Origin of the sequence: Billgrantia bachuensis, assembly GCF_011742165.1 — a bacterium.
GTDB classification, from domain to species: Bacteria; Pseudomonadota; Gammaproteobacteria; order Pseudomonadales; family Halomonadaceae; genus Halomonas; species Halomonas bachuensis.
On the sequence record NZ_JAAQTO010000054.1, the window covers coordinates 80,699 to 106,214 of the forward strand.

Sequence of the window (25,516 nt, forward strand, 5' to 3'; positions counted from 1 at the left end):
TTTCTACTACCTTTTGCCCAGTTTGGTAGTCACTGAGGTGCGTCATCTCGGGCGATTCTGGTTGAACGGACGTTTGAATCGTTCGTTTTACAGCCGAGTGGTGCCTGGTATATCGTTATGGTTTGGACAAAATAACAACGGACTAGGTCGAGAGGTGAGCGACCACCGTCGACGATGCTGTGGAGATAGCGCCAATGAGTGAGCAAGCCAACGCCGGTATCCTCAACGGTCCCGAGCTGAAGGGCATGGAGAAGTATCGATCGCTGATGGACGTTTTCCATGCAGCGGTGAAACGTTTTGCCGACAACCCGGCCTTTACCTGTATGGGGCAGACCCTCACCTTCGCCGAGCTCGATCGCCTCTCTGCCGATTTTGCCGCCTGGCTGCAGCACGAGACCGGCCTGCAGCCGGGCGATCGCATCGCCATTCAGTTGCCCAACGTACTGCAGTTCCCGGTAGCCGTTTTCGGCGCCCTGCGTGCCGGGTTGGTGGTGGTCAACACCAACCCGCTCTACACCGAGCGCGAGATGGCCCACCAGTTCAAGGACTCCGGCACTCGGGCAATCCTGATCCTGGCCAACATGGCGAGCAAGCTCGAAAAGGTGCTCGACCGTACCGATATCGAGCACGTGCTGGTCACCGAACTCGGTGACCTGCACGGCTTCCCCAAGCGTTTCCTGATCAATGCCGTGGTCAAGCACGTCAAGAAGATGGTGCCGTCCTATTCGTTACCGATGGCGGTGCCTTTCCGCAAGGCGCTGAAGGAGGGGGCTTCGCGCCAGCATAGCGAGGTCGAGCGAGAGCTCGACGACATCGCCGCGCTGCAGTACACCGGGGGCACCACCGGCATGCCCAAGGGCACCATGCTCACCCACTGCAATCTGGTAGCCAACATGCTCCAGGCGGAAGGGGCCATTGGGCCGGGCCTGGCCCAGGGCAAGGAAGTGGTGATCGCACCGCTACCGGTCTATCACATCTATACCTTCACGGTGAACTGCCTGTTCTTGATGGAAACCGGCAACCACTCGATCCTGATCACCAACCCGCGCGACCTGGACAACTTCGTCAAGGAGCTGCAGAAGATCAAGTTCACGGGCTTCATCGGCCTCAATACCCTGTTCAATGCGCTGTGCAATCGCGAGGACTTTCGCAAGCTCGACTTCTCGCGCCTGCACCTGACGATTTCCGGTGGCATGGCGCTGACCAAGGCAGCGGCGAATCGCTGGGAGGAGATCACCGGATGTCCCATCGCCGAGGGCTATGGGCTCACCGAGACGTCGCCGATCGTCAGCTTCAATCCCGTCGATTCCATCCAGCTCGGTACCATCGGCAAGCCGGTGGCGGGCACCTCGGTCAAGGTGGTCGATGCCGATGGCAACACCCTGCCGCTGGGTGAACCGGGTGAGCTTTGCGTCCAGGGGCCCCAGGTGATGAAGGGTTATTGGAACCTGGACGAAGAGACCGCCAAGGTGCTGACCGATGACGGCTGGTTTCACACCGGTGATATCGCCGTGCTCCAGGACGATGGCTACATCAAGATTGTCGATCGCAAGAAGGATATGATCCTGGTGTCGGGTTTCAACGTCTATCCCAATGAGATCGAGGACGTGGTCGCCAAGCACCCGGGCGTGGTCGAATCGGCGGCGGTCGGGGTGCCCGACGAGAACAGCGGCGAGGCAGTCAAGCTGTTCGTGGTCGCCCGGGACGAGAGTCTCGACGAGAAAGGCCTGCGTGAATGGTGCAAGAAGGAGCTGGCCGGCTACAAGGTACCCAGGTTCGTCGAGTTCCGCGATGAGCTGCCCAAGACCAACGTCGGCAAGGTGCTGCGGCGCCAGCTACGCGACGAACAGGCGGAACGGTAGGGCAGCACGGCTTGGCCCCGACCGAGTTCACCTGAAATTGGCCGACCTTCGGCCAGCAGCGCTACAATGACCTGCCCGCTCCGGCACATCGGGGCGGGCAGGTTTTTTCCTTGGCAAGAGGCATTTCGTGAGTACCGCAATCACCACTGGTTCCACCGTCACCGATGGCAAGAGCGAGCTTTCCCGCCTCGAACAGGCGCTGGGCGAGGTCATGCTGCGCGATCGCGGGGCGCTATCGCGCAGGCTGAACGGCTTGAAGCGACGCCTGCGCGAGGGCAAGCCGGTGGATCGTGGCCTGGACGAGGTGGCGCGCAGCGTCGAGCGTTCAGCGGCGCTGGCGGCGAGGCGTGGCGCCCAGGCGGTGACTCTGAACTATCCCCCCGAGCTGCCGGTGGCCGAGCGCCGCGAAGACATCCTCGCTGCGCTGCGCGAACACCAGGTGGTGGTGGTAGCCGGCGAGACCGGCTCGGGCAAGACCACCCAGCTGCCCAAGCTGTGCCTGGAGCTGGGCCTGGGTCGCCGCGGACTGATCGGGCATACCCAGCCACGCCGCCTGGCGGCGCGCTCGGTAGCCACGCGGCTGGCCGAGGAGTTGGAGGTGCCGCTGGGCGAGCAGGTGGGCTACCAGGTGCGCTTCACCGACCAGACCGGCGACGATACGCTGGTCAAGCTGATGACCGACGGCATCCTGCTGGCCGAGACCCGCCACGACCCGGATCTCAGTCGCTACGAGGCGATCATCATCGACGAAGCCCACGAGCGCAGCCTCAACATCGACTTCCTGCTCGGCTATCTCAAGCAGCTGCTATCGCGACGCTCCGACCTCAAGCTGATCATTACCTCGGCAACCATCGACGTGGAGCGTTTCGCGCACCATTTCTCCCTGCCCGGGGCGGACGGCGAGCCGGAACCCGCCCCGGTGGTAGAGGTGTCCGGGCGCGCCTATCCGGTGGAGGTACGCTACCGCCCGCTGGTACGCGAAACCGACGACGAGGCCGACCGTACCCTGCAAGAAGGCATACTTCACGCGGTGGAGGAGGTCCAACAGATCGAGCGCGACAAGCGCTGGTTCCACGGGCCGCGCGACATCCTGGTATTCCTGCCCGGCGAGCGCGAGATCCGTGAGACCGCCGATACCCTGCGGCGTGCCGACCTCAAGGCTACCGAGATCCTGCCGCTCTACGCGCGACTCTCCAATGCCGAGCAGAACCGCGTCTTCGCCCCCCACGCAGGGCGGCGCATCGTGCTGGCCACCAACGTTGCCGAGACCTCGCTCACGGTGCCGGGCATCCGCTACGTGATCGACCCGGGGCTAGTGCGCATCAGCCGCTACAGCTATCGCTCCAAGATCCAGCGGCTGCCGGTGGAGGCAGTCAGCCAGGCCAGCGCCAACCAGCGCAAGGGGCGCTGTGGGCGCGTGGCCGAGGGTGTCTGTATTCGTCTGTATGACGAGGAGGATTTCCTTTCCCGTCCCGAATTCACCGATCCCGAGATCCGGCGCACCAACCTGGCGTCGGTGATCCTGTCGATGCTGTCCCTCAAGCTTGGCGATATCGAGCGATTTCCCTTCGTCGACCCGCCCGATTCGCGCTTCGTCAAGGACGGCTTTCGCCTGCTGTTCGAGCTGGGTGCGGTGGACGAGGGCAATCGCCTGACGCCGATGGGGCGCAAACTCGCCCGGCTGCCGATTGATCCACGCCTGGCACGCATGGTGCTGGCTGGTGCCGAGCAGGGCGGCCTGCGCGATGTTCTGGTGGTGGTGTCGGCGTTGGCGGTGCAGGACCCACGCGACCGTCCGGCCGATAAGCGCGAGGCCGCCGATCAGGCCCACCGCCGCTGGCACGATCCAGACTCCGATTTCGTCGCCCTGCTCAACCTGTGGCAGGGCTTCGAGGCGGCGCGCGAGGAGCTTTCGGGCAATCGATTGCGGCGCTGGTGCAAGGAGCATTACCTCAACTATCTGCGCTTGCGTGAATGGCACGATACCTTCCGCCAGCTGCGCCAGCTGCTGCGCGAGATGGAGATCGAGGTGCCTCCGCCTGCGCCACTGCCCGAGCAGGCGGCAGGAGGAGAAGCGCACCAGCAGGCGCGCCGGCAGCATGCCGTGCAATTGCACAGGGCGCTGCTACCGGGGCTGCTCTCGCACTTGGGCATGCTCATCGAGAACCGCGAATACCTGGGTGCCCGGAACCGCAAGTTCGTCATCCATCCCGGCTCCGGGCTGGCCAAGAAATCGCCCAAGTGGCTGATGGCCTTCGAGCTGGTCGAGACCACCCGACTGTTCGCCCGCACCGTGGCCAGGATCGAGCCGCAGTGGATCGAGCCGGTGGCGGGGCATCTGGTCAAGCGCAGCTACAGCGAGCCGCACTGGGAGATGAAGCGTGCCCAGGTGGTGGCCAAGGAGCAGGTCAGCCTATTCGGCCTGCCCATCGTCACCGGGCGTAGCGTTCATTATGGGCCGATCGCCCCGCGCGAGGCGCGTGAGCTGTTCATTCGTCGCGCTCTGGTGGAGGGGGAATTTCGCACCAAGGGCGAATTCTTCGACTACAATCGCGCTCTGGTGGAAGAGGTCGAGGATCTCGAAGACCGGGCACGCAGGCGCGACATACTGGTCGACGAAGAGACCCTGTTTACCTTCTATGACGAGCGGGTCCCGGAGGAGATCGTCAACGGCAAGGGCTTCGAGGCGTGGCGCAGGAAAGCCGAGGCCAAGAGTCCTGACGTTCTCAAGTTCGATCGTGCCGCGCTGCTGGCGCGGGAGGCCGGGGAGGTTACCGAGACCCAGTATCCCGACGAACTGGTGCTCGGTGGCGTGCGCTATCCGCTCGAATATCGCTTCGAGCCCGGCGCGCAGGACGATGGCGTGACCCTGACGGTACCGGCGGCCATGTTGCCGCAACTGCCTCGGGCACGGCTCGAGTGGCTGGTGCCGGGGCTGCTACGCGAGAAATGCATCGCCCTGCTCAAGTCATTGCCCAAGTCTATCCGCCGTCAGGTGGTGCCGATCCCCGACTGGGTCGATGCCGCACTGGAGACGCTCACGCCCGACGACGTGCCGCTCAGCGAGGCACTGGGTGAGTTCCTGCGCCGCCGCACCGGCGTTCGGGTGCATCCTGACGACTGGCGCTACGACCAGCTCGAGCCTCACCTGATCATGAACGTCCGCGTGGTCGACCATGAAGGCAGGGTACTGGGCCAGGGGCGCGACGTGCGCGAGCTCGAACGACGCTTCGAAGCCGCAGCGGGCGAAGGCGCCCGGGCGCTGGCCGCCGAGGTGAGCGAGGCGCCCGATGTCGCCGGCCTGCCGGAGACACCGCTGCCCGAATCGCGAGTGACCACTCAGGCAGGCATCCGGGTCGAGGCGTTCCCGGCGCTGGTGCCGGCGGAAGGCGAGGCCTTCCGCATCGAGCTGTTCGATCACCCCGGCAAGGCCGAGCAGGCCCATCGCCGCGGTGTGGTCAGGCTGGCCATGGCCCGCCTGCCGGATCAGGTGAAAGCGATTCAGCGGCTCAGGGAGGGCGAGGCGTGCGCTCTGCTGTTTACCAAGGTGGGTAGCAAGCGTGAGTTGCTCGACGACGTGGTCGAGGCGGTTTTCGCCCGCAGCGTGGCAATGGCGCCGTTGCCGCGCTCGTCAGCTGAGCTCGAAGTGCGGCTCGAGGCGACGCGCGCCGAGCTGTTGCCGACCGCCGAGGCACTGGTTGCCACGCTCAAGCGCTCGCTCGAAGGCCACCTGGCCGTGACCAAGGCGCTGAAGGGCAATCTGAACCTGGCGCTGGTATACAGTGATATCAAGGCGCAGATGCAGCGGCTGGTGCATCCCGGCTTCGTGAGTGAAGCGGGTGATTGGCTCGAAGAGTACCCGCGCTACATGGAAGCGGCGCTGATCCGCCTGGAGAAGGCGCCGCGCGAGCGCATGCGCGACCAGATGCACATGCAGGAGGTCCAGGAGTTCGAGACGCGCCTGGCGGCGCGACGCGAGAGCCAGCGCCGTGGCGGCCACGAGGATCCCGAGCTGTTGGAGTTCGGCTGGTGGATCGAGGAACTGCGGGTCTCGTTGTTCGCCCAGCAGCTCGGCACTCGCATGCCGGTTTCCGTCAAGCGCCTCGAGCGGCGCTGGGCGGAGCTGGTGGGGCATGGTCAAGGCTGACCTTGGCGTGCCGATAACAGAGACATGAGACATCGGTTAGCCGATGTTCAGCCAGCGGCGAGACGGCCGCACGAGGGAGAAGATAATGACAGACGTCGTGATTACCGGTACGGGTCTCTTCACACCGGAACACGCCATCGATAACGATGCCCTGGTAGCCTCGTTCAATGCCTGGGTGGACGCCGAGAATGCGCGTCACGCCACAGCCATTGAGGCCGGCGAACGTGAGCCGCTGCTGCACTCGAGCAGCGAGTTCATTGTCAAGGCATCCGGTATTCATAGCCGTTACGTGCTGGACGCTGCCGGTATCCTCGACCCCCAGCGGATGCGTCCACGCCTGCCTTCGCGCGGCAACGACGAGCCCTCGATCCAGTGCGAAATGGGTATGGCCGCGGCGCGCCAGGCATTGGAGACGGCTGGCGTCGAGCCCGGCGAGATCGACATGGTGATCGTGGCCTGCTCCAACCTGGAGCGGGCTTATCCGGCGATTGCGGTCGAGTTGCAGGCACAGCTGGGAACCCAGGGACATGCCTTCGACATGAATGTGGCATGCAGTTCGGCAACCTTCGCCATTGACTTGGCGGCCAGCGCCATACGCGGGGGCAATATCAGGCGCGCCCTGGTAGTGAATCCGGAGATCTGCTCGGCGCATCTCAACTTCCGCGACCGTGACAGTCACTTCATTTTCGGTGACGCCTGCACCGCCGTCGTGCTGGAAGACGCCGCGCTGGCCACGTCGGAAACACGTTTCGAGATCCTCGGCACGCGTCTGGCCACACGCTTCTCCAACGCCATTCGCAACAATGCCGGCTTCCTCAACAGGGTAACGGACAGCGATCCCCTGGCCAGCGACAAGCTGTTCGTGCAAGAGGGCAGGCGCGTCTTCAAGGAAGTCTGTCCCATGGTGGCGGCGTTGATCAACGATCACCTGCAGAGCCTTGGGCTTGACGGCAATGACCTCTCACGCCTGTGGCTGCACCAGGCCAATCACCACATGAACGACCTGATTGCGCGGCGCGTGCTGGGCCATGATCCCGAGCCCGGCCAGGCGCCGATCATCCTCGACCGGTATGCCAATACCAGCTCGGCGGGATCGATCATCGCCTTTCATCTGCACCATGCCGATCTGGTATCGGGCAACGTGGGGGTGGTCTGCTCGTTCGGTGCCGGGTACAGTGCCGGCTGCGTTGTGGTGCGCCGGTTGTGAAGGCGCTGCTTACGGTAACCTGCAGGAGACTCAGTCGATGGTCGTGAAGCAGACCGGCTTTCTTTCTCGAGCCTTGGTCGCCCTGGCGGCTGTGGCCATGCTGGCCGGCTGTGCCGGACAGGTGGCGGTGGAGGATCGCCACCCCGATGACCCCTGGGAGGGATTCAATCGCCGGGTGTTTTCCTTCAATGAGGCAATCGACAGGGCGGTGCTCAAGCCGGTTGCGCGTGGCTACCGCACCATTACCCCCGATCCGGTGCAGACCGGTGTTGGCAACTTTTTCTCCAACCTGGGCGAGATCCGCACCGCGCTCAACAGTCTGCTGCAGGGTAAGCCCGCCAACGCCGGACTCTCCACGTCGCGCTTTTTGATCAATTCGACGGTGGGCATCGCTGGCCTGTGGGATTTCGCTACCCACATGGGCATTACCGCCGAGGAGGAGGATTTCGGCCAGACCCTGGGCGTCTGGGGGGTAGGCGAAGGGCCCTATCTCATGCTGCCGTTGCTGGGGCCCAGCACGGTAAGGGACACGTCTGGCCTGCCGCTGGACGCCTATACCTATCCGCTGACCTACGTCGAGGATGACAAGGTGCGTTATGGCCTGACCGCGCTGCGTATCGTCGACGTGAGGGCAGGTTTTCTCGATCAGGAAGAGTTGATCCGCGGAGACCGCTATGTCTTCATTCGCGATGCGTATTTGCAGCGCCGACGCTTCGAAGTCAGTGACGGCGAGGTGGGAGACGATCCTTTCGCCAGCGATGAATTCGACTTCGACTTCGACGATGCCGACTTCGCCGATTGAGGCCTGAGCCGATGGATGCACCCAAGCCGCTGATCGGCTTACTCGACGAACCCGGTGCCTATCGCGATGCCCTGGCCGATACCATCGCTCGCGATGGTCTGGCCGTGTATGCCGCGGAACGCCTCGAGGACCTGCCAGCGGAAACGATGCTGGTCGTCGCCCATGCCCAGGCCATTCCCAGCCTGGCGTGGTCGAGCCTGACGGAGCGCCTGCCCACCGTGGTGGTCAGCGACTCACGCCTCGACGCCGACCTGCTGACTGCGGTTGACGTAGGGCTGGTGGATTATGTCGTCGAGCCAATGCGTCATGGCCAACTGCTGCGGCGAATGATCCGCAAGGCGATCGAATTGCGGCAACTGGAGGACGAGCGCAAGCAGGATCGCGAACACCTCGCTCAGCTCAATGCCCATCTGGAAGAGCTCAACGAGAGCCTCGAGACTCACCTGGCACTACTGCGACTCGACCAGCAGGCGGGAGGCCAGATCCAGCGCAAGCTGCTGCCGCCTCACCCTCAGACCATCGGTGGCGTGACCTGCGATTACTGGCTGATCCCGTCGCTCTATTTATCGGGTGATTTTCTCGATTTTCAGCGCTTTGACGAGCGTTATACGCTGTTCTACTTTGCCGATGTGTCTGGCCATGGGGCCTCGTCCGCGTTCGTCACCGTCCTGCTCAAGTATTTGTTCAACCGCTGGCTGGGCGACTGGGATGCCAGCCAGCCGGAGGAACTGCCGGCGCGTTGGCTGGCGGCGCTCAATCGGGAACTGCTGGATGCCGGGATAGGCAAGCACGCCACGCTGTTCGTCGGTGTCATTGACCAGCAGACCCATGAGCTTCACTATTCGCTTGGCGCGCAATTGCCGACGCCGCTGCTGGTGGCCGATGGAGAAGTACTGGAGCTGCCCGGCGAAGGCATGCCGGTGGGCCTGTTTCCCGGCGTGGAGTATCCACGTTTGAGGTATAGGTTACCGTCGAACTTCCGGTTATGGTTGTGTTCGGATGGAATATTGGAGTGCCTGCCGGGCGAAACGCTCGACGCACGGCTCAGGGAACTCGAGCAACGTGTGCTGACCTGTACGACGTTGGAGCGGCTTCGCGACAGCCTGATGCTGGACACTCCCCGTGACATCGATGCCGAAGGGGATGACGGCGGACAGGAACTGCCCGATGACCTGACGATCATGATGTTGAGCGGATTTGGCAATGATCACGAATGAAGGCCGCGTCCAGGCGGCGTTCGACTCCGGTGTCTTCGTGCTCAAGCTGTGCGGCGACGTACGCTTGACGCTCTGCGCGACGCTGGATACCCAGGCCCAGCAGCTTGCCCGTACACCGGGCCTGCAGTCCCTGATCATCGATCTGCGCGAGGCCACCAACGTGGACTCCACCGCCCTTGGGTTTCTGGCCAAGGTGGCCATGGCGGTCAAGGACAGGATTCTCTACAAGCCGACCATTGTGGTGAATAACCCCGACGTGCAGCGCATGCTCGAGGTCATGGGCTTTGCCCAGTACTTCGCCATGGTCGAAGCACCGCTCACGGAAACCAGTGAGCTTAGCGACTTGCCCGAGATCCCGGCCGACATGGAGGAGATGCGCAAGCGTATCCTCGAGGCGCATCGCATCCTGATGCGCATGAGCGAGCACAATCGGGAAGAGTTTCAGCCGCTGGTCGAAATGCTTGAAGGGCAGGAGACCTCCCACACCGACAAGCACTAGCTCGCCCGGCTTGGCTGTTTCGGCAGGCGTGTTGCCACACCTGCCTGCTCGAGTGACTGTCGCTTCCCGTTACTGGCGCAATTCGCTCAGCAGCTTTTCCAGCTTGCGTTGATCGGCGGCGAACTTGCGTATGCCTTCGGCCAGCTTCTCCGTGGCCATGGCATCTTCGTTCATTTCCCAGCGGAACTCCGCCTCGTCCTGGGGCTCCGGCGGCGAGGTTTCGGCGTCGGCCGGGGTCAGCCTGCGTTCGAGCCGGTCATGGCTTTCGGCCAGCTCGCCAAGCAGGGCCGGGGAGATGGTCAAGCGATCGCAACCTGCCAGCGCAAGGATCTCGCCGACATTACGGAAGCTGGCACCCATCACGATGGTGCCGTAGCCGTGCCCCTTGTAGTGCTCGTAGATGCGTCTGACCGACTTGACGCCGGGATCGTTGTCGCCGCTGAACTCGGCATCCGGCCACTCCGCCCGGTACCAGTCGAGGATGCGACCGACGAAGGGCGACACCAGCGTCACGCCGGCGTCGGCACAGGCTTGTGCCTGGGCGAAGCTGAACAGCAGGGTCAGGTTGCAGTGGATACCCTCGCGCTCCAGCTGTCGGGCAGCACGAATACCCTCCCAGGTCGAGGCGACCTTGATCAGGATGCGATCGGGACCGATGCCGTGGCGATCGTAGCGCTCGATCAGCGAGCGGGCGCGGGCCAGGGTCGCCTCGGTATCGAAGGAGAGCCGGGCGCTGACTTCGGTGGAAACGAAGCCGGGCACCAGACTGCTGATCTCGCTGCCTATATCCACGGCGACGGCATCCAGGGCGTCATCGATGTCAGTGGCTTGTCGGGCGATCTCCGCCAGTCGCTCGCGGCGCCCTTCGTGCTGGGCGGCCTGAAGAATCAGCGAGGGGTTGGTGGTGGCATCGGTCGGTTGAAAACGGCGGATGGCATCGATGTCACCGGTGTCGGCTACCACGGTGCTCATCGTCTTGAGTTGGCTAAGCAGATCCTCTGCCATTGCGGTCTCTCCTGAGTGTCGGTATCGAGCCACTTTAACAACTGGACGGTAAGGCGAACAGACGCCTTGGCGGAGCAGCGACACATCAGTTGCGCTATGATTAGCCTCCTAGCTTTCTCTTTTCGAGTTCGCAACGGAGTTATCTTGGCACTCTCTCCCCGACGCGTGGCCCTGCTGGTGGCCACCAATACGGCACTGGCACCTTTCGCCATCGATGCCTACCTGCCCGCCATGTCGGCACTGGCCGACAGCATTGGCGCCAGTATCCACCATACCGAACTCTCCTTGAGCGCTTTCCTGGCCGGCTTTGCGCTGGGCCAGTTGCTGTTCGGACCGCTTTCCGACCGAGTGGGACGCAAACCGGTGCTGCTGGGCGGCCTGGTGGCCTTCTTCCTGGCCAGCCTGGTGATCGCCACGGTCGACTCGTTGTCGGAGCTGTTGGCCTGGCGCTTCGTGCAGGCATTGGGTGGAGGTGCCACGGTGGTCAACTCGGCGGCCATCGTGCGGGACTGCTTCAGCGGCCGAGAGGCCGCCAAGGTGATGTCGACCATGGCGATCATCATGCTGCTGGCGCCGCTGGTGGCACCGGTGGTGGGCAGCGGCCTGCTCTATCTTGGCGACTGGTGGCTGATCTTCATTTTCCTGGCCGGCTATGCCGCCTTCCTGATGTGGCTGATGGGCACGCGATTGCCGGAGACCCGGGCTCCCGGGGCGCCCAGCGCCTCGCCACGTCAAATGCTGGGCAACTACCTCAGCGTGCTGTGCCACCGCGAGGCCATGGGCTACGTGTGCGCGGCCTCCATGTCTTTCGCCGGATTGTTCGCCTTCATCACTGCCTCGCCTTTCCTCTATCTGGAGCACTACGGGCTGAGTCCGGGGTTCTATCCGCTGGTATTCGGGGTCAACGTAGTGACCATGGCGGCCTCCAATCGACTCAACATCCGCCTGCTGCGCCGGCGCAGTCCGCAGCAGAACCTGCGTCTGGGGTTGGCCATTCAACTGGTAGCGGCGACTGGTCTCGCCCTGCTGGTCGCCACTGGCCTGGAGTCTCTGTGGGTGGTGGTGCCGCTGATCATGCTGTTTGCCGGCACCATTGGCCTGATCGCACCCAATGCCATCTCCTCGCTGCTGGACCACTTTCATCACATGAGCGCCACGGCGGCTGCCTTGCAGGGCAGCATCCAGTTCTCCTGTGGGGCGCTGGCCGGGGTGCTGGTGGGCGCCTTCCAAATCGACAGCGCCTGGCCCATGGTGGCCACCATGCTGGGGGCATCGCTGGTCGGCAACCTGGGGTTGCGCCTGCTGTCGGACCGGGCCGAGCATGCCTGAAGCTTGGCTGGCGTGGGTCGACATGCCGCTCAGTGCCTGGCTGGGATGTGCTTTGGTGCTTGCGCTGGGCGCTTTCGTGCAGCGCGCCACCGGGTTCGGCCTGGCGGTGGTGGGGGCGCCCTTGCTGCTGCTGATCGAGCCTCGACTGGTGCCGGTGATCCTGGTGCTGTTCGGCTTTACCGTATCGTTGATGATGATGCGGCATTATCGCCATGAGGTACGCATCGCCGAGCTCGGCATGGCGCTGGCCGGGCGACTGCCCGGCAACGGCCTGGGACTGTGGCTGCTGCTTGCGGCACCCTTGGCGATGCTGGAGAAGCTGATCGCCGTAAGCGTGCTGTTCGCCGTGGCGGTCACGCTGTTCCGCCTGCGCCTGCCGGTCAACCGCGTCACTCTGTTCGGCGCCGGTGTGCTGTCGGGCATCTTCGGGACCGTGGCCGCCATTGGTGGTCCGCCCATGGTCCTGCTGATGCACGGCCTGTCACCGGAGCGCCTGCGCGGCAATTTGGCGGCATTCTTCCTGGTCACCTCGAGCCTGACCCTTGCCACCTTGGCGCTGGCCGGGCAGGTGCGCCTGTGGCACCTGGGACTGGCGTTGACCCTGCTGCCCGCCGTACTGCTCGGCAGCGCCCTTGCCGGTCGCGTGGCGCATCGGCTCGACCGCCGGCGGCTGCAGGGCGCGTCACTGGCGCTGTGTACGTTGGCGGCACTGGGACTGTTGATCTGACGCAGCGATAAAGAACGGTCACATTGTCATGAAGTTGTCATCGAGTCGCGGCATCTTATGCCATGCAAAGGCTAGATACCTTTCTCATCGACAGGAGTGACTCGCATGAACCGCACCATGAAGAGCCGTGCCTTCAAGACAACCATCGTCGCCGCTGCCGTGATGGGCGTGGTAGGCGTCGCACAGGCTCGCGATCAGATCCGCATCGTCGGCTCCAGCACCGTCTACCCGTTTGCCAGCTACGTGACTGAAGAGTTCGGTGCCGTCACCGACTACCCGACGCCTGTCATCGAGTCGACCGGTTCCGGCGGCGGTATTCGTCTGTTCTGCAATGGAGTGGGCGAGGGAACTCCGGACATTTCCAACGCCTCGCGCCGCATCAAGACTTCCGAAGTGGAGCGCTGTGAAGAGAATGGCGTGACCGACGTCACCGAGGTGAAGATCGGCTCCGACGGCATCGTCTTCGCTCAGTCCAGCAGCAACGATGCGCTCGATCTTTCCCTCGAGCAGCTGTTCCTCGCCGTGGCAGCCAAGGTGCCGGTGGATGGTGAGCTGGTCGACAATCCCTACGAGAAGTGGAGCGACATCGATTCCTCCCTGCCGGATCGCGAGATCTCCATCTACGGTCCGCCCAGCACCTCTGGCACTCGCGACGCCTTCGAGGAACTGGTCATGGAAGCTGCCTCCGAGGAGTTCGAGGAATACGGTGAAGAGGCCTATACCGAGATTCGCGCTGACGGTGCCTACATCGATGCCGGCGAGAACGACAACCTGATCGTCCAGCGTCTCTCCGAGGACACCAAGGCTTTCGGCATCTTCGGCTACTCCTTCCTGGTCGAAAACCCGGACGCCTTGATCGCCGCCAGTATCGATGGCGTCGAAGCGGAGCCCGAGGCGATCAGCGCAGGCGACTATCCGATCGCCCGCTCGCTGTACTTCTACGTCAAGAACCAGCATGCCGAGGAAGTGCCGCCGCTGTACGACTATGTCGAGATGTTCGTTTCCGAAGAGATGATCGGCGAGGGTGGCTATCTGACAGACATCGGCCTGATTCCGCTGCCCGAGGAAGAGCGCGAAGCCACTCGGCAGAAGGTGGAGGAGCGTACCGGCCTGCAGGTTTCCGACCTGAATTAAAGGACGGAAGCGGGCAGGGAGGCCTGGTCGGCCGGCAGCTTATGGCTGTCGGCCGTCGCACGTTCCGGCAGCCGACCTGCCGTCGTCAGTTACCCGAGAGAGAGACATGCAGACCAACCATCTTCTGACCCTCTTCATTGGCGGCCTGCTGTTGCTTGGCTTGATCGCCTTCGTGCTGGGCCGGACCAAGGCCACACGGGTTCGGGCCTCGGGTCAGGCCATGTATGCCCAGCCCGACCAGTACGCCTGGTTCACGGTGGTCGCTACCGCCGGTCCGGCCCTGCTGGTCAGCGCCGTCGGTGCCTTCGTCATGCTGCTGCTGGGGGCCGAGATTCCCACCTTGCTGTTGCTGGCCGGTAGCCTGGCGGTGGCCGCCGTTGGCGCCATTGTAGGCATGGCCTGCATCAGACCCGATTTCCATGCCCGCCAGGCAATCGAGAAAGTGATCCGCTGGCTGCTGGTGGGGGCCGCGCTGATTTCGATTTTCACTACTTTCGGCATTCTGTTCTCCATCGTCTTCGAGGCGCTGCGATTCTTCCAGATGCACAGCTTCTGGGAATTCATCACCGGCACGGTGTGGAACCCAGGGGCAAGTTTCCTGGCCGCGGCCGGCCGCGCGGACGATGCCGCCGGTGCCGCTCAATTCGGCTCGGTACCGCTATTTGCCGGTACCTTCATGATCACCGCCATCGCCATGCTGGTGGCCATTCCTGTCGGCCTGCTGTCGGCGATCTACATGTCGGAATTCGCCCCGCAGCGGGTCCGTACTCTGGCCAAGCCGACGCTCGAGGTGCTGGCGGGCATTCCCACCGTGGTCTATGGCTTCTTTGCCGCCATCACCGTGGCCCCCATCATCGTCAATGTGGCGGGCTTCCTCGGTCTGGACGCCTCCTACAACAACGCCGTGGCGCCGGGTGTGGTGATGGGCATCATGATCATCCCCTTCATCTCGTCACTGTCCGACGACGTGATCAATTCGGTGCCTGACAGCATGCGTCAGGGTTCGCTGGCGCTGGGCATGACCAAGGGTGAAACGATTCGCGACGTGGTCATACCTGCGGCGCTGCCCGGGATCATCTCCGCTTCGCTGCTGGCGGTGTCGCGAGCGCTGGGCGAGACCATGATCGTGGTGATGGCGGCGGGCATGCGGCCCAATCTCACGGCCAACCCGCTCGAGGACATGACCACCGTGACGGTACGCATCGTGGCGGCCCTGACCGGTGACCTGGAGTTCGAGAGTGCCGAGACGCTTTCCGCGTTCGCCCTGGGCCTGGTGCTGTTCGCCGTGACATTGAGCTTGAATCTGGTGTCGGTGCTGATGATTCGCCGCTTCCGTGCCAAGTATCGCGTCAACAACCTGTAAACGCCGAGGAAACGACCCGATGAGCCAATCCTTCGACGTCATCAGCGCCCAGCTGAAGAAGCGTCACCGCCGGTCGGCGCGGCTGAAGTGGATCTCCATGAGTGCGCTGGGGCTGGCAGGCCTGTTCCTGGTGCTGTTTTTCGCCGACATGCTGAGCAAGGGGCTGCCGGCCTTTCAGCAGGCCTACGTCCAGGTCGAGCTGGAGTACAACGAGGATGCGACCCGAATGGGCCGTGCCGCCATGGATCCCGAAGTGGCCAGGCTGGTCAGCCGTACCTTCGAGCGCCTCATTCCGGGCATGATTCGCAACGACCCCGACCTGCTGGGCACCAGCGAGACCCGCTGGGTGCTGGCCAACAGCCAGGTCGACCAGTACCTCAAGGGACATGCCAACAAGCTTCGCGACAACGAGCGCGAGGCAGTCGACGAGCTGGTCGAAGCCGGCCGAATGGAGCTGCGCTTCAATACCACCTTTTTCTCTCGTGGCGACTCCAAGATGGCCGAGAGCGCTGGCATCCTGTCCGCCGCGGTGGGTACGGTGCTGACCCTGCTGGTGACGCTCGCCATCTCCTTCCCCATCGGGGTGATGACGGCGGTCTATCTCGAGGAGTTTGCTCCCGACAATCGCCTGACCCAGCTCATCGAGATCAACATCAACAACCTGGCGGCGATTCCCTCGATCCTGTTCGGCCTGCTGGGCCTGGCGATCTTCATCAACTTCTTCGGCGTGCCCCGTTCGTCGCCGCTGGTGGGCGGCATGACGCTGGCGCTGATGACGTTGCCGGTGATCATCATCGCCACCCGCACGGCGCTGCGCAGCGTTCCCGACTCCATCCGCCATGCCGCCTTCGGCGTCGGCTGTTCGCGCTGGCAGGTCGTGCGCGACCATGTGCTGCCGCTGGCCATGCCCGGCATCATGACTGGTTCCATCATCGGACTGGCGCAGGCCATGGGCGAGACGGCGCCATTGATCATCGTCGGCATGGTAGCCTTCATTCCCGACGTATCGGCTTCGTTCACCCAGGCGGCCACCGTGCTGCCGGCGCAGATCTTTACCTGGGCCGGGGAGCCGGAGCGCGCCTTCGTCGAAAAGACCGCGGGCGGCATCCTGGTACTGTTGTCCATCCTCATTTTCCTCAACGCCAGTGCCGTCATCCTGCGCAAGAAATTCGAGCGTCGCTGGTAGGCCAACCGAGGTCACGAATCGATGAATATTCAAGTTTCCGAGCGGAGTATCTCCCCCATGTCTCGATCCCAGACCGGCCAGCCGGTGACTCGCAACCCGGATGCCAACCACGAGTTGAGCATCCGCGTGCGCGACCTCAGCCTTTGGTATGGCGAATCCCAGGCATTGAAGAGCCTCAACATCGACCTGTACCAGAAGAACGTCACCGCGCTGATCGGCCCGTCGGGCTGCGGCAAATCGACCTTTCTGCGTTGCCTCAATCGCATGAACGACCTGATCCCCGGCGTGCGCATCGAGGGGCTGGTGGAAATGGACGGTCGTGACGTCAACGCCCCGAAGATGGATGAAGTGGCGCTCAGGCGTCGCGTGGGCATGGTATTCCAAAAGCCCAACCCGTTTCCCAAGTCGATCTACGAGAACATCGCCTACGCCCCGCGCATGCACGATCTGGTCGGGCGCAAGGCCGAGCAGGACGAACTGGTAGAGCGGGCACTGCGCGATGCCGGCCTGTGGGAAGAGGTCAAGGACAAGCTGCATCAGCCGGGGACGTCGCTCTCCGGAGGGCAGCAGCAGCGCCTGTGTATCGCGCGTGCCATTGCCGTGCAGCCCGATGTGATCCTGATGGACGAGCCGACCTCGGCGCTGGACCCCATTTCCACCGCGACCATCGAAGACCTGATGGACAAGCTGAAGAAGCAGTACACCATCGTCACGGTGACGCACAACATGCAGCAGGCGGCGCGGGTGGCGGACTACACCGCCTTCTTCCACCTGGGTGAAATCATCGAGTACAACGATACCAAGACGATGTTCTCCAATCCGGCTACCAAGAAGGCCGAGGACTACATCACCGGGCGCTACGGCTAAGCCAGGCCGATCGTACTGCGGTAAGATGGGGGCAAGTACATTCACTGCGAGAGATGGCTTGCCCTCCCTGACTCCGACCCGCCTGTTCAAGTACCTCGGCGATGAGACTCGCCTACTGGTTACGCTGCTGATCCAGCGTGAAGACGAACTGTGCGTTTGCGAAATGACGCACGCCCTCGAAGTGTCCCAGCCCAAGGTGTCGCGGCACCTGGCCCAACTGCGTGAATGCGGCCTGTTGCAGGATCGCCGTGATGGCCAGTGGGTCTACTATCGACTGGCCGATGGCCTGGCTCCCTGGGTAATGGCCGCGCTCGAGGCCGCCGAGCGCGGCGAGGCCTCTCGTCTGGATACGCTACAGGCGCGCTTGCAGGACATGGGCAATCGCCCCGAACGACGTGCGGCGTTCTGCTGATTCCTCCTTGGCTTCCCGTGTCGCCTCCCTTCGCTGAACTGTCATCTTGACCTGTTACTAATATTCCCGCAGGGCGGCCAGCGATGGCCGTGCCGGACGATAACCAAATGCGCGGGGAGCGTATGAAACGATTCCAGGACATGACGGTTCGGCTCAGCTGGTCGCTGGTGCTGATGGCTTTCAGCGTGCTGATTCTCGGCACCGGTGCGCTGGGGCTAGTCTCCAATCACTTGAGCCGTGATGCGTTTGGCACTCTTGAACGGCTCAACGTCGAGCAGGCTGGCGCGCTGAACCGCACCTATACCCGCGTGCTGCAGGCGCGGCTCGACATGGATCGTGCCGCCGAACTGATGCGTGCGCCAGCCTTCGAGCTGCCGGGGCCGGTACTTGAGCGGGCGCAGGAGAAGCTGGACGAAGCCGAGCTCGCCTTCCAGGCGTTTCTCGCCATTCCCATGGCCGAGCAGCGCGAGGCGAATATCGAGGCGCTTGCGGATCGCTACCAGTCATTGGTGAACAACAATCTGAAGCTACAGATGTTGTTGCTCGAGGAGGGTGACCATGCGGGGTATCGCTCCGGTCAGTCTCGCGTCAACGACAGTGCCCAGGCCTTCATCGAGGCGGCCGATACCTTTCTCGCCGCTTCGGCTGCCCAGGGAGAAGCCTTGACGCTACGTTTCGAGCGTCTGGCCGACTGGATGACCTGGGCCATCCTGGCGGCCCTGCTCGTTGCCGCCGTGATGATGGCGGGCGTCATTTGGGGCGTCACGCTCAACGTCATTCGACCGCTGCGTCGCATCGTCGCGCACTTCCAGCGTATTGCGAGGGGCGATTTGGCCGCTCCGATCGAGACGCGCGGACGCAACGAGATCGGCCAGCTTTATGCCGAGCTCGCCACCATGCAGCGCTCTCTTATCGAGACCGTGGGTTTTCTGCGTAGCGGCAGCGACTGTGTCCATTCGGGCAGCCGCGAGATGACCGGTCACAACCAGGCGCTGGCGGCACAGACCCGCCAGCAGGCGGTGGCGCTCGAGCAGACCGCCGCCAGCCTGGATCAGCTCACGGTAGCGGTGGCGAGTAATGCCGACAATGCGCGGCGTGTGGGGGAAACCGCCTATGCCGCCACGCAGCGAGCCCGTGAAGGCGAGGAGGTGATCACCCGCTTCGTTGCCACCATGGAGGAGATTCACAGCCACTCCGAGGAAATCGTGGCCATCATCGGGCTGATCGAAAGCATCGCCTTCCAGACCAACATCCTGGCCCTCAATGCTTCCGTGGAAGCGGCGCGTGCCGGCGAGCAGGGCAAGGGCTTTGCCGTGGTGGCCAGCGAAGTCCGCACCCTGGCATCGCGCAGCGCCGATGCGGCGAGGGACATTCGCCACCGCATCCAGGCCTCCCAGTCGAGCGTGGCCGAGGGCAATTCCCTGTCGGTTCGAGCTGCCGAACATACCCATGGCATCATCGAGGCCATCGAACGGGTGGATAGGCTCATGGAACAGGTCGTGCAGGCCTCCGGCGAGCAGCGCCTCGGTATCGAGGAGGTAAACCGCGCCATGAGCCAGATGGAGGTGGCAACTCGTGAGAGCAGCCTGCTGGTTGATCAGGCCGCCGACGGTGCCAGGGAGCTCGAAGCCCAATCGTTGCACATGCAGGAGCAAGCCAAGCGCTTCGCGCTACCCGCAACGCTGGCCACTCAGGCTGAAGCACAACGATCGAGTGCGCCCTGGGTCGGTGTCGAGGAGTGGGGCACGGCTGAAGCGACTGACGCCACCAGGCAGCGTCATGACGAACGGGCGCTCGAGCCGGCCTAGCGGTTCATTCCTGGTGCACCGCTGCGGGCGGATGCGTGGCCGGATCGGCAAGCCCGCGCAGCGCCCACAGGCCGAGGATCGGCCCCGGTAGTAACCACCACAGGACCCAGGTGCCCTGCAGCGACCACAGCGAGGTGGTCAGCGAAATGGCAGGAATGGTCAGGGCGAAGCCCACGGCATTCATCACGGCAAGTGTCGAACCGACACGCTCGCGCGGTGCCGTGGCCGCTGCCAGGGCCGAAAACTGCGGCGAATCGGCGATTACCGTGAGGCCCCACAGGAACAGCAGCGCCAGCAACAGACCCGGCGGCGCCCAGGCCAGCAGCGGATAGGTCAGGCAGATCGCACCGGAGGCCGTCAGCGCCCAACGAGCCACCCACAGGCTGCCCAGGCGTCGGCTCAACAGGCCGCCGCCGACGCAGCCCACCAGCCCCAGCGCGATGATGCCGAACGACAGCCAGGCCACCAGGTCGGAAGACGCCATGAGTCGCTGGACTTCGCGATGAACCAGGAAGGGCGTCAGCATCCACAGGGCGTAGAGTTCCCAGCAGTGGCCGAAATAGCCACCCGCCACGGCGCGAAAACGCCCCTCGTTCAGGGCTGTCAGGCCTTCGCTAAGGCGTACCCTGCCAGCTGGCGGCGGCAGGTGTGGGCCATCGCCCAGGGCGTGGACCATGGCGCCTCCCAGCAGCGCCAGCAGCGAGGCGCCCAACAGCGGCCACTCCCAGGGCATACCCAAAGTGCTCCCTCGCAGCAAGTGCGGCAGGGCGGTGCCCAGGGTCAGCATGCCTACCAGCCAGGCGAGCGCCGCCCCGGTATGCTTCGGCGTCCAGCCGATTACCAATTTCATGCCCAGTGGATAAATGCCTGCCAGGCACAGCCCGGTGGCGAAGCGCAGCAGCACCGCCAGGGGAAACTGTGCCGCCGTCAGGATGAAACCGGCATTGACCATAGCACCCAGCAGGCAAGAGGCGGCAAAGATACGGTTGGCGCGGAAGCGATCGGCTAGGCCCGTTGTGGCGATGAATAGCGTGCCGCAGATGAAGCCTGCCTGCACGGCGAGTGTCAGGCGTCCCAGGTCGACCTCGGAGAAAGCGAGATCGTGCGCGAGCGACAGGCCAACGCCATTGACGCTGAACCAGAGAGAGGTGCCGCAGAGCTGGGCCAGGACGATGACGGCCAGGGGGTGGCGTTGCCACAAGTGCGTCTTCATACCTCTATCGTTACCGCGCCGATGGGGTAAGACAAGGCGCCATTCGTCGCGTTTCATACCCATGGCCTCAAGAGGTCCCATGACGCAGTGGCGGTAGCGGCTGTCAAAAATTTGACATGTCGGTTCTGTATATATGTAATTCCATATATTTGTGGGGTTCGATCATGGTCAAGCAGCGAGTGCTCTTTCTGTGTAATGCCAATTCCGCCCGCTCCCTGATGGGAGAGGCGCTGCTCCGGCATATGGCCAACGACCGCTTCGATGCCTTCAGTGCAGGTACCGAACCTGACAGGCCGCAGGAGCTGGCCCTGGCGGCCTTGAAGAAGCAAGGCATCGCCACCGAGGGGCTCTCCAGCAAGCCGCTGGAGAGTTTCGAAGGCCAACAATTCGATACGGTGATAGTTCTCTGCGACAAGGCGCAGCAGGCGTGCCGGAACTGGCGCGGTAGCAGCGACGAGCATCTCTACTGGGACATTCGCGATCCGCGCCTGATCGACCGCGCCGACGCCTACGAGCAGGCGCTGGGTGAAATCCGCCGGCGCCTGTCGCTCTGGCTGGCGATCAAGGCGCGCGACGATCATACAAATTCCTGACGCTCATTCCGCGCCCTGGCATTCTTGTTCAAGCCACCGAGGACAACATGACAATTCGTATCGGTATCAACGGCCTTGGCCGCATGGGGCGGCTTTCCCTGCGCTGCCTGTGGCCCCATGTGGCGCGCGGTGATGTCGAGATCGCCCATCTCAACGATCCGGGTGGCGACGCGGCAACCTTCGCCCACCTGCTCGAGTTCGACTCCGTGCATGGCCGCTGGACACCATGGCAGGGGTTCCAGGCCGAAGAGGAGGCGCTGGTGATCGATGGCCGGCGCATTCCGTTCAGCGGCAACCGTGAGCTGGGTGACAGCGACTGGTCGAGCTGCGACGTGATCATCGAGGCTTCCGGCAAGATGAAAAGCCGGGACAAGCTGCAGGCCTACCTGGACCAGGGCGTCTCCCGTGTCGTGGTGACCGCGCCCATGAAGGAGGAGGGCGTTCTCAACGTGGTAATGGGCGTCAACGACGATCTTTACGACCCTTCCGCGCATCGCATCGTCACCGCGGCGAGCTGCACCACCAACTGCCTGGCGCCAGTGGTCAAGGTGATACTCGATAGCTTCGGCATTCGTCATGGCTCGATGACCACCGTGCACGACATTACCAACACCCAGTCGATCCTCGACACGCCGCACAAGGACCTGCGTCGGGCGCGTGCCAATAGCCAGAGCCTGATTCCCACGACGACCGGCTCGGCCAAGGCGATCACCGCCATCTTTCCCGAGCTCGAAGGCAAGCTCAACGGCCATGCCATCCGCGTGCCGCTGCTCAATGCCTCCTTGACCGACATGGTCTTCGAGCTCGAGCGCAGTGTCACCGAAGAGGAGGTCAACGCAGCGCTAAAGGCCGCCGCCGAGGGGGAACTGGCCGGCATCCTGGGCTATGAGGAACGCCCGCTGGTTTCGGTCGACTACCGTACCGACCCGCGCAGCTCGATCATCGATGCGCTGTCGACCATGGTCGTCAACGGCACGCAGCTGAAGCTGTATGCCTGGTACGACAACGAGTGGGGTTATGCCAACCGCACCGCCGAGCTGGCCCTGAAGGTGGGGAGCGAGCAGGTGAGCCGTGGCTGAGTCGCTGGCCGCGCGACTGCGCGGGCTGCCCTTCGAGGTCCGCCAGTACCTGTTGATCACCGGCAACTACTGGGCCTTCACGCTCACTGACGGCGCCCTGCGCATGTTGGTAGTGCTGCACTTCCACCAGCTCGGCTACTCGCCGCTGGAGGTGGCGCTGCTGTTCCTTTTCTACGAAGCCTTCGGCGTGGTCACTAATCTGGTCGGCGGCTGGCTCGGGGCACGGCTTGGCCTCAACCGCACCATGAACATGGGCCTTGGCCTGCAGATCGTTGCCCTGGCCATGTTGATGGTGCCCGCCGCGGCGCTCACCGTGCCCTGGGTGATGGCCGCCCAGGCCCTCTCGGGCATCGCCAAGGACCTCAACAAAATGAGCGCCAAGAGCGCGGTCAAGGTGCTGGTGCCCAAGGAGAGTGCCAGCGCCCAGAGCGCCCTCTATCGCTGGGTGGCGATCCTCACCGGCTCGAAGAACTCCCTCAAAGGGGCCGGTTTCTTCCTTGGTGGGTTGCTGCTGACGCTGATTGGCTTCCGCGGCGCGGTGATCGCCATGGCGCTGATGCTCGTCGCGGTGCTGGTCATGTCGTTACTGCGTCTGAAGGCCGATCTGGGCCGTCAGAAGCGCAAGCCCAAATTCAGCGAGGTGTTCTCCAAGTCGCGGGCGATCAACGTGCTCTCGGCGGCCCGGCTCTGCCTGTTCGCCTCACGCGATGTCTGGTTCGTGGTGGCCCTGCCGGTGTTCCTCTACGACCAGCACGGCTGGAGCCACTGGACGGTGGGAGGACTGCTGGCGATCTGGGTAATCGGCTACGGCGGTGTTCAGACCCAGGCACCACGCCTCACCAGCCTGATCCGGGGCGGTGCGCGCATGACCACCGCGTCCTGGGCCCTGGCGCTGGCCGGGTTGCCGGCGCTGCTGGCCTTGCTGCCGTTGGCCGAGGTCGGCTGGCTGGTGACGGGGCTGCTCGCCTTCGGCGTGCTCTTTGCCATCAACTCGAGCTGGCATAGCTACCTGATCGTTCACTACGCGCGCGCCGACGGGGTCTCCATGGACGTGGGCTTCTACTACATGGCCAACGCCATGGGCAGGCTGCTGGGGACGTTGCTGTCCGGGTGGGGTTATCAGGTTTATGGGCTGACCGCCTGCTTGTGGATCTCGGCGGCGCTGGTGGCGGCAAGTGCGCTGATGGCACTGGCGCTGCCGCGGGATCCAGTCTCACACGCCGCTGCGAATGACGAAAGCAGCAAGTTAGATAATAGGTAATGACGTGATTTCCTTGGCACCAACTCGATTCTTTAAATGCCTGGGCGACGATACCCGGCTGCTGCTGACCTTGCTGATTCACAGCGAAGGCGAACTCTGTGTATGCGAATTGACGCATGCGCTCAAGGAGTCGCAGCCCAAGATCTCTCGTCATCTGGCCCAATTGCGTGCTTGTGGATTGCTCAAGGATCGACGCGAAGGGCAGTGGGTCTACTATGATCTGGTGCCTTCACTGCCCGGTTGGGCAAGGTGCGCTCTGAAGGCGGCGGCGGCAGGTGACGCCGACCGCCTGCTTGCACGACAGCGGCGCCTGGCCGAGATGGGCAATCGCCCGGAAAGGCGGGTGGCGATGTGCTGAAAGAGAGCGGCTTGTCACTGCTCACTACGCCGTATCGCGACATATGAGATGGCTAACAGCTACCAAGAAGCAGCGACGTGATAATGAGCGAAGCCATGCCCAAGGACGCAGCCAGGGAGCCAAAGTCATGACACAGCAGGCGATGACCGAGACGGCTGGGCGTGTCGGTGAAGTCTTCAAGGCCTTTCTGCTGCTGGGGCTGACCTCCTTCGGCGGGCCTATTGCTCATCTCGGCTACTTTCGCACCGAGTTCGTGGCGCGGCGCAAATGGCTGGACGAGCAAGCGTATGCCGATCTGGTGGCGCTGTGCCAATTCCTGCCCGGCCCGGCCAGTAGCCAGGTGGGCTTTGCCCTAGGACTGATGCGTGCCGGCCCCTGGGGTGCTGCCGCCGCGTGGCTGGCCTTCACCTTGCCCTCGGCCCTGGTGCTGGTGCTGTTCGCCTATGGCGCTGCGGTCATGGAGGGGCCGGTGGGGCGAGGCATCATCCATGGGCTCAAGATTGTCGCCGTTGCCATCGTGGCGCATGCCGTATGGGGCATGGCGAAAAACCTATGCCCCGATCGTCAGCGGGCTACCATTGCCTTGGTGGCAGTCCTTATCGTGGTGTTGGTAAACGGCCCACTGGGCCAGGTGGGGGGCATCCTGGCCGGGGGGCTGGCCGGCATCTGGTTGTGTCGCGGTCATGCCACGGTCACTGCGAGCCACCTGTATCTGCCAGTTTCCCGCACTGCCGGCGGGGCTGCCCTCGTGCTTTTCGTTGTCCTATTGGCTGGACTGCCACTCCTTACATGGGGTATCACGAGCCAGACGCTGGAGGTAATGGATGCGTTCTATCGCGCCGGGGCGCTGGTGTTCGGCGGCGGCCATGTCGTTTTACCATTACTCGAAGCTGAAGTGGTGCAATCCGGCTGGGTGAGCTCGGATGCCTTCTTGACGGGCTATGGTGCAGCGCAGGCGGTTCCTGGGCCGCTTTTCACCTTTGCCGCTTATCTTGGCAGCGTGTTGGAACCTGCCCCCAATGGTTTGGTTGGTGCGATCATTGCGCTATTGGCCATTTTCCTACCCGGAATGCTGCTTCTGGTTGCGATACTGCCGTTCTGGAACACCTTTCGCCAATTGGTGGCCGCCCAGGCCTTGATGCGTGGTGCCAACGCTGCCGTCGTCGGTATCCTGGGCGCCGCGCTGTATCACCCGGTGTGGACGAGCGCTATTCTCGATCCCTACGATTTCGCGCTGGCACTGACGGGCTTCGTGCTATTGAGCATATGGAAAATGCCGGCTTGGGCCGTGGTCCTGATCGTGGGTACGGGAGGGCTGGCGATCAGCTTGCTATCGGTGGCTGCACTTTAAAGGCTAGTCCCAGTCGATGCAGATGATATGGACTCCCCCCTCCGACGGCATCGCGATGTGCCAGATTAGAGGGTGCATCAACCCATACGGAAGAGG

General features: G+C 63.5%; 21 protein-coding genes. 19 read left to right on the plus strand and 2 right to left on the minus strand.

Annotated features, from left to right (window positions below; translation table 11 throughout):
• Positions 1–194 precede the first annotated feature (194 nt).
• The 6 genes from HBJ55_RS19380 (at position 195) to HBJ55_RS19405 (ending at position 9,734) form a co-directional block, all read left to right on the plus strand.
• Positions 195–1,862, plus strand: a complete 1,668-nt coding sequence (locus HBJ55_RS19380; protein ID WP_167118969.1) for an AMP-binding protein — start codon at positions 195–197, stop codon at positions 1,860–1,862.
• A 127-nt stretch (positions 1,863–1,989) separates the two neighbouring features.
• A complete protein-coding gene (gene hrpA, locus HBJ55_RS19385) occupies positions 1,990–6,009 on the plus strand; it encodes an ATP-dependent RNA helicase HrpA (RefSeq protein ID WP_167118972.1) in 4,020 nt (1,339 codons plus the stop codon).
• 85 nt (positions 6,010–6,094) lie between these two features.
• Positions 6,095–7,216: a beta-ketoacyl-ACP synthase III gene (locus tag HBJ55_RS19390; RefSeq protein WP_167118974.1), complete on the plus strand. Its 1,122-nt coding sequence runs from the start codon at positions 6,095–6,097 to the stop codon at positions 7,214–7,216.
• Between the two features lie 37 nt (positions 7,217–7,253).
• Positions 7,254–8,018, plus strand: a complete 765-nt coding sequence (locus HBJ55_RS19395) for an MlaA family lipoprotein (RefSeq protein ID WP_167118977.1) — start codon at positions 7,254–7,256, stop codon at positions 8,016–8,018.
• 11 nt (positions 8,019–8,029) lie between these two features.
• Complete coding sequence (locus HBJ55_RS19400) at positions 8,030–9,235, plus strand: PP2C family protein-serine/threonine phosphatase (RefSeq protein WP_167118980.1); 1,206 nt, start codon at positions 8,030–8,032, stop codon at positions 9,233–9,235.
• Positions 9,222–9,734 carry an STAS domain-containing protein gene (locus HBJ55_RS19405; RefSeq protein ID WP_167118982.1) on the plus strand — a complete coding sequence of 171 codons (513 nt, stop codon included), beginning with the start codon at positions 9,222–9,224 and terminating at the stop codon, positions 9,732–9,734. The genes HBJ55_RS19400 and HBJ55_RS19405 overlap by 14 nt, the downstream gene beginning before the upstream one ends.
• Before the next feature lie 69 nt (positions 9,735–9,803).
• On the opposite strand, the gene tal is transcribed toward HBJ55_RS19405, so the two are convergent.
• Entirely contained in the window at positions 9,804–10,739 is a 936-nt protein-coding gene (tal, locus tag HBJ55_RS19410) for a transaldolase (protein WP_167118985.1), read from the minus strand.
• A 144-nt stretch (positions 10,740–10,883) separates the two neighbouring features.
• On the opposite strand from tal, the gene HBJ55_RS19415 reads away from it, so the two are divergent.
• From HBJ55_RS19415 to HBJ55_RS19450, 8 genes are all read left to right on the plus strand, one after another.
• Positions 10,884–12,068, plus strand: coding sequence for a Bcr/CflA family multidrug efflux MFS transporter (locus tag HBJ55_RS19415; RefSeq protein WP_167118988.1), 1,185 nt, complete (start codon positions 10,884–10,886; stop codon positions 12,066–12,068).
• Positions 12,061–12,795 (plus strand): sulfite exporter TauE/SafE family protein, encoded by a 735-nt coding sequence (locus HBJ55_RS19420; RefSeq protein ID WP_167118990.1) that lies wholly within the window; start codon positions 12,061–12,063, stop codon positions 12,793–12,795. Before HBJ55_RS19415 ends, HBJ55_RS19420 begins: the two co-directional genes overlap by 8 nt.
• A 105-nt stretch (positions 12,796–12,900) precedes the next feature.
• Positions 12,901–13,929, plus strand: coding sequence for a substrate-binding domain-containing protein (locus HBJ55_RS19425; RefSeq protein ID WP_167118993.1), 1,029 nt, complete (start codon positions 12,901–12,903; stop codon positions 13,927–13,929).
• 106 nt (positions 13,930–14,035) lie between these two features.
• On the plus strand, positions 14,036–15,292 hold the full coding sequence (gene pstC / locus HBJ55_RS19430) for a phosphate ABC transporter permease subunit PstC (RefSeq protein ID WP_167118996.1): 1,257 nt from the start codon (positions 14,036–14,038) through the stop codon (positions 15,290–15,292).
• Positions 15,293–15,311: 19 nt separating this feature from the next.
• Positions 15,312–16,478 (plus strand): phosphate ABC transporter permease PstA, encoded by a 1,167-nt coding sequence (gene pstA, locus HBJ55_RS19435; RefSeq protein ID WP_167118998.1) that lies wholly within the window; start codon positions 15,312–15,314, stop codon positions 16,476–16,478.
• A gap of 57 nt (positions 16,479–16,535) precedes the next feature.
• Entirely contained in the window at positions 16,536–17,345 is an 810-nt protein-coding gene (gene pstB / locus HBJ55_RS19440; protein WP_167119000.1) for a phosphate ABC transporter ATP-binding protein PstB, read from the plus strand.
• Between the two features lie 25 nt (positions 17,346–17,370).
• Positions 17,371–17,757, plus strand: a complete 387-nt coding sequence (locus tag HBJ55_RS19445; RefSeq protein WP_167119002.1) for a metalloregulator ArsR/SmtB family transcription factor — start codon at positions 17,371–17,373, stop codon at positions 17,755–17,757.
• A gap of 122 nt (positions 17,758–17,879) precedes the next feature.
• On the plus strand, positions 17,880–19,565 hold the full coding sequence (locus HBJ55_RS19450) for a methyl-accepting chemotaxis protein (protein WP_167119005.1): 1,686 nt from the start codon (positions 17,880–17,882) through the stop codon (positions 19,563–19,565).
• A 4-nt stretch (positions 19,566–19,569) separates the two neighbouring features.
• Here HBJ55_RS19450 and HBJ55_RS19455 read toward each other — a convergent pair whose 3' ends face one another.
• A complete protein-coding gene (locus tag HBJ55_RS19455; protein WP_167119008.1) occupies positions 19,570–20,778 on the minus strand; it encodes an MFS transporter in 1,209 nt (402 codons plus the stop codon).
• 164 nt (positions 20,779–20,942) lie between these two features.
• Between HBJ55_RS19455 and HBJ55_RS19460 the strand changes: the two genes are divergently transcribed.
• From HBJ55_RS19460 to chrA, 5 genes are all read left to right on the plus strand, one after another.
• Positions 20,943–21,371 carry an arsenate reductase ArsC gene (locus HBJ55_RS19460; protein WP_167119011.1) on the plus strand — a complete coding sequence of 143 codons (429 nt, stop codon included), beginning with the start codon at positions 20,943–20,945 and terminating at the stop codon, positions 21,369–21,371.
• 47 nt (positions 21,372–21,418) lie between these two features.
• Entirely contained in the window at positions 21,419–22,450 is a 1,032-nt protein-coding gene (locus tag HBJ55_RS19465) for an ArsJ-associated glyceraldehyde-3-phosphate dehydrogenase (RefSeq protein ID WP_167119014.1), read from the plus strand.
• The gene (gene arsJ, locus HBJ55_RS19470) at positions 22,443–23,711 is read left to right on the plus strand and encodes an organoarsenical effux MFS transporter ArsJ (protein WP_167119017.1); all 1,269 of its coding nucleotides are present in this window, start codon (positions 22,443–22,445) and stop codon (positions 23,709–23,711) included. Before HBJ55_RS19465 ends, arsJ begins: the two co-directional genes overlap by 8 nt.
• A 13-nt stretch (positions 23,712–23,724) precedes the next feature.
• Positions 23,725–24,069: a metalloregulator ArsR/SmtB family transcription factor gene (locus HBJ55_RS19475; protein ID WP_206022771.1), complete on the plus strand. Its 345-nt coding sequence runs from the start codon at positions 23,725–23,727 to the stop codon at positions 24,067–24,069.
• A gap of 127 nt (positions 24,070–24,196) precedes the next feature.
• Complete coding sequence (gene chrA, locus HBJ55_RS19480) at positions 24,197–25,420, plus strand: chromate efflux transporter (protein ID WP_167119020.1); 1,224 nt, start codon at positions 24,197–24,199, stop codon at positions 25,418–25,420.
• Positions 25,421–25,516: the final 96 nt, after the last annotated feature.

Bases quoted from the DNA above. Each gene is read 5' to 3' on its own strand.
- HBJ55_RS19420 (WP_167118990.1), top strand. From the start codon at position 12,061: ATGCCTGAAGCTTGGCTGGCGTGGGTCGACATGCCGCTCAGTGCCTGG.
- tal (WP_167118985.1), bottom strand. From the start codon at position 10,739: ATGGCAGAGGATCTGCTTAGCCAACTCAAGACGATGAGCACCGTGGTA.
- HBJ55_RS19465 (WP_167119014.1), top strand. From the start codon at position 21,419: ATGACAATTCGTATCGGTATCAACGGCCTTGGCCGCATGGGGCGGCTT.
- HBJ55_RS19380 (WP_167118969.1), top strand. From the start codon at position 195: ATGAGTGAGCAAGCCAACGCCGGTATCCTCAACGGTCCCGAGCTGAAG.
- HBJ55_RS19405 (WP_167118982.1), top strand. From the start codon at position 9,222: ATGATCACGAATGAAGGCCGCGTCCAGGCGGCGTTCGACTCCGGTGTC.
- pstB (WP_167119000.1), top strand. From the start codon at position 16,536: ATGTCTCGATCCCAGACCGGCCAGCCGGTGACTCGCAACCCGGATGCC.
- HBJ55_RS19455 (WP_167119008.1), bottom strand. From the start codon at position 20,778: ATGAAGACGCACTTGTGGCAACGCCACCCCCTGGCCGTCATCGTCCTG.
- HBJ55_RS19460 (WP_167119011.1), top strand. From the start codon at position 20,943: ATGGTCAAGCAGCGAGTGCTCTTTCTGTGTAATGCCAATTCCGCCCGC.
- chrA (WP_167119020.1), top strand. From the start codon at position 24,197: ATGACACAGCAGGCGATGACCGAGACGGCTGGGCGTGTCGGTGAAGTC.
- HBJ55_RS19395 (WP_167118977.1), top strand. From the start codon at position 7,254: ATGGTCGTGAAGCAGACCGGCTTTCTTTCTCGAGCCTTGGTCGCCCTG.
- HBJ55_RS19425 (WP_167118993.1), top strand. From the start codon at position 12,901: ATGAACCGCACCATGAAGAGCCGTGCCTTCAAGACAACCATCGTCGCC.
- HBJ55_RS19445 (WP_167119002.1), top strand. From the start codon at position 17,371: ATGGGGGCAAGTACATTCACTGCGAGAGATGGCTTGCCCTCCCTGACT.
- HBJ55_RS19400 (WP_167118980.1), top strand. From the start codon at position 8,030: ATGGATGCACCCAAGCCGCTGATCGGCTTACTCGACGAACCCGGTGCC.
- HBJ55_RS19390 (WP_167118974.1), top strand. From the start codon at position 6,095: ATGACAGACGTCGTGATTACCGGTACGGGTCTCTTCACACCGGAACAC.
- HBJ55_RS19450 (WP_167119005.1), top strand. From the start codon at position 17,880: ATGAAACGATTCCAGGACATGACGGTTCGGCTCAGCTGGTCGCTGGTG.
- pstA (WP_167118998.1), top strand. From the start codon at position 15,312: ATGAGCCAATCCTTCGACGTCATCAGCGCCCAGCTGAAGAAGCGTCAC.
- pstC (WP_167118996.1), top strand. From the start codon at position 14,036: ATGCAGACCAACCATCTTCTGACCCTCTTCATTGGCGGCCTGCTGTTG.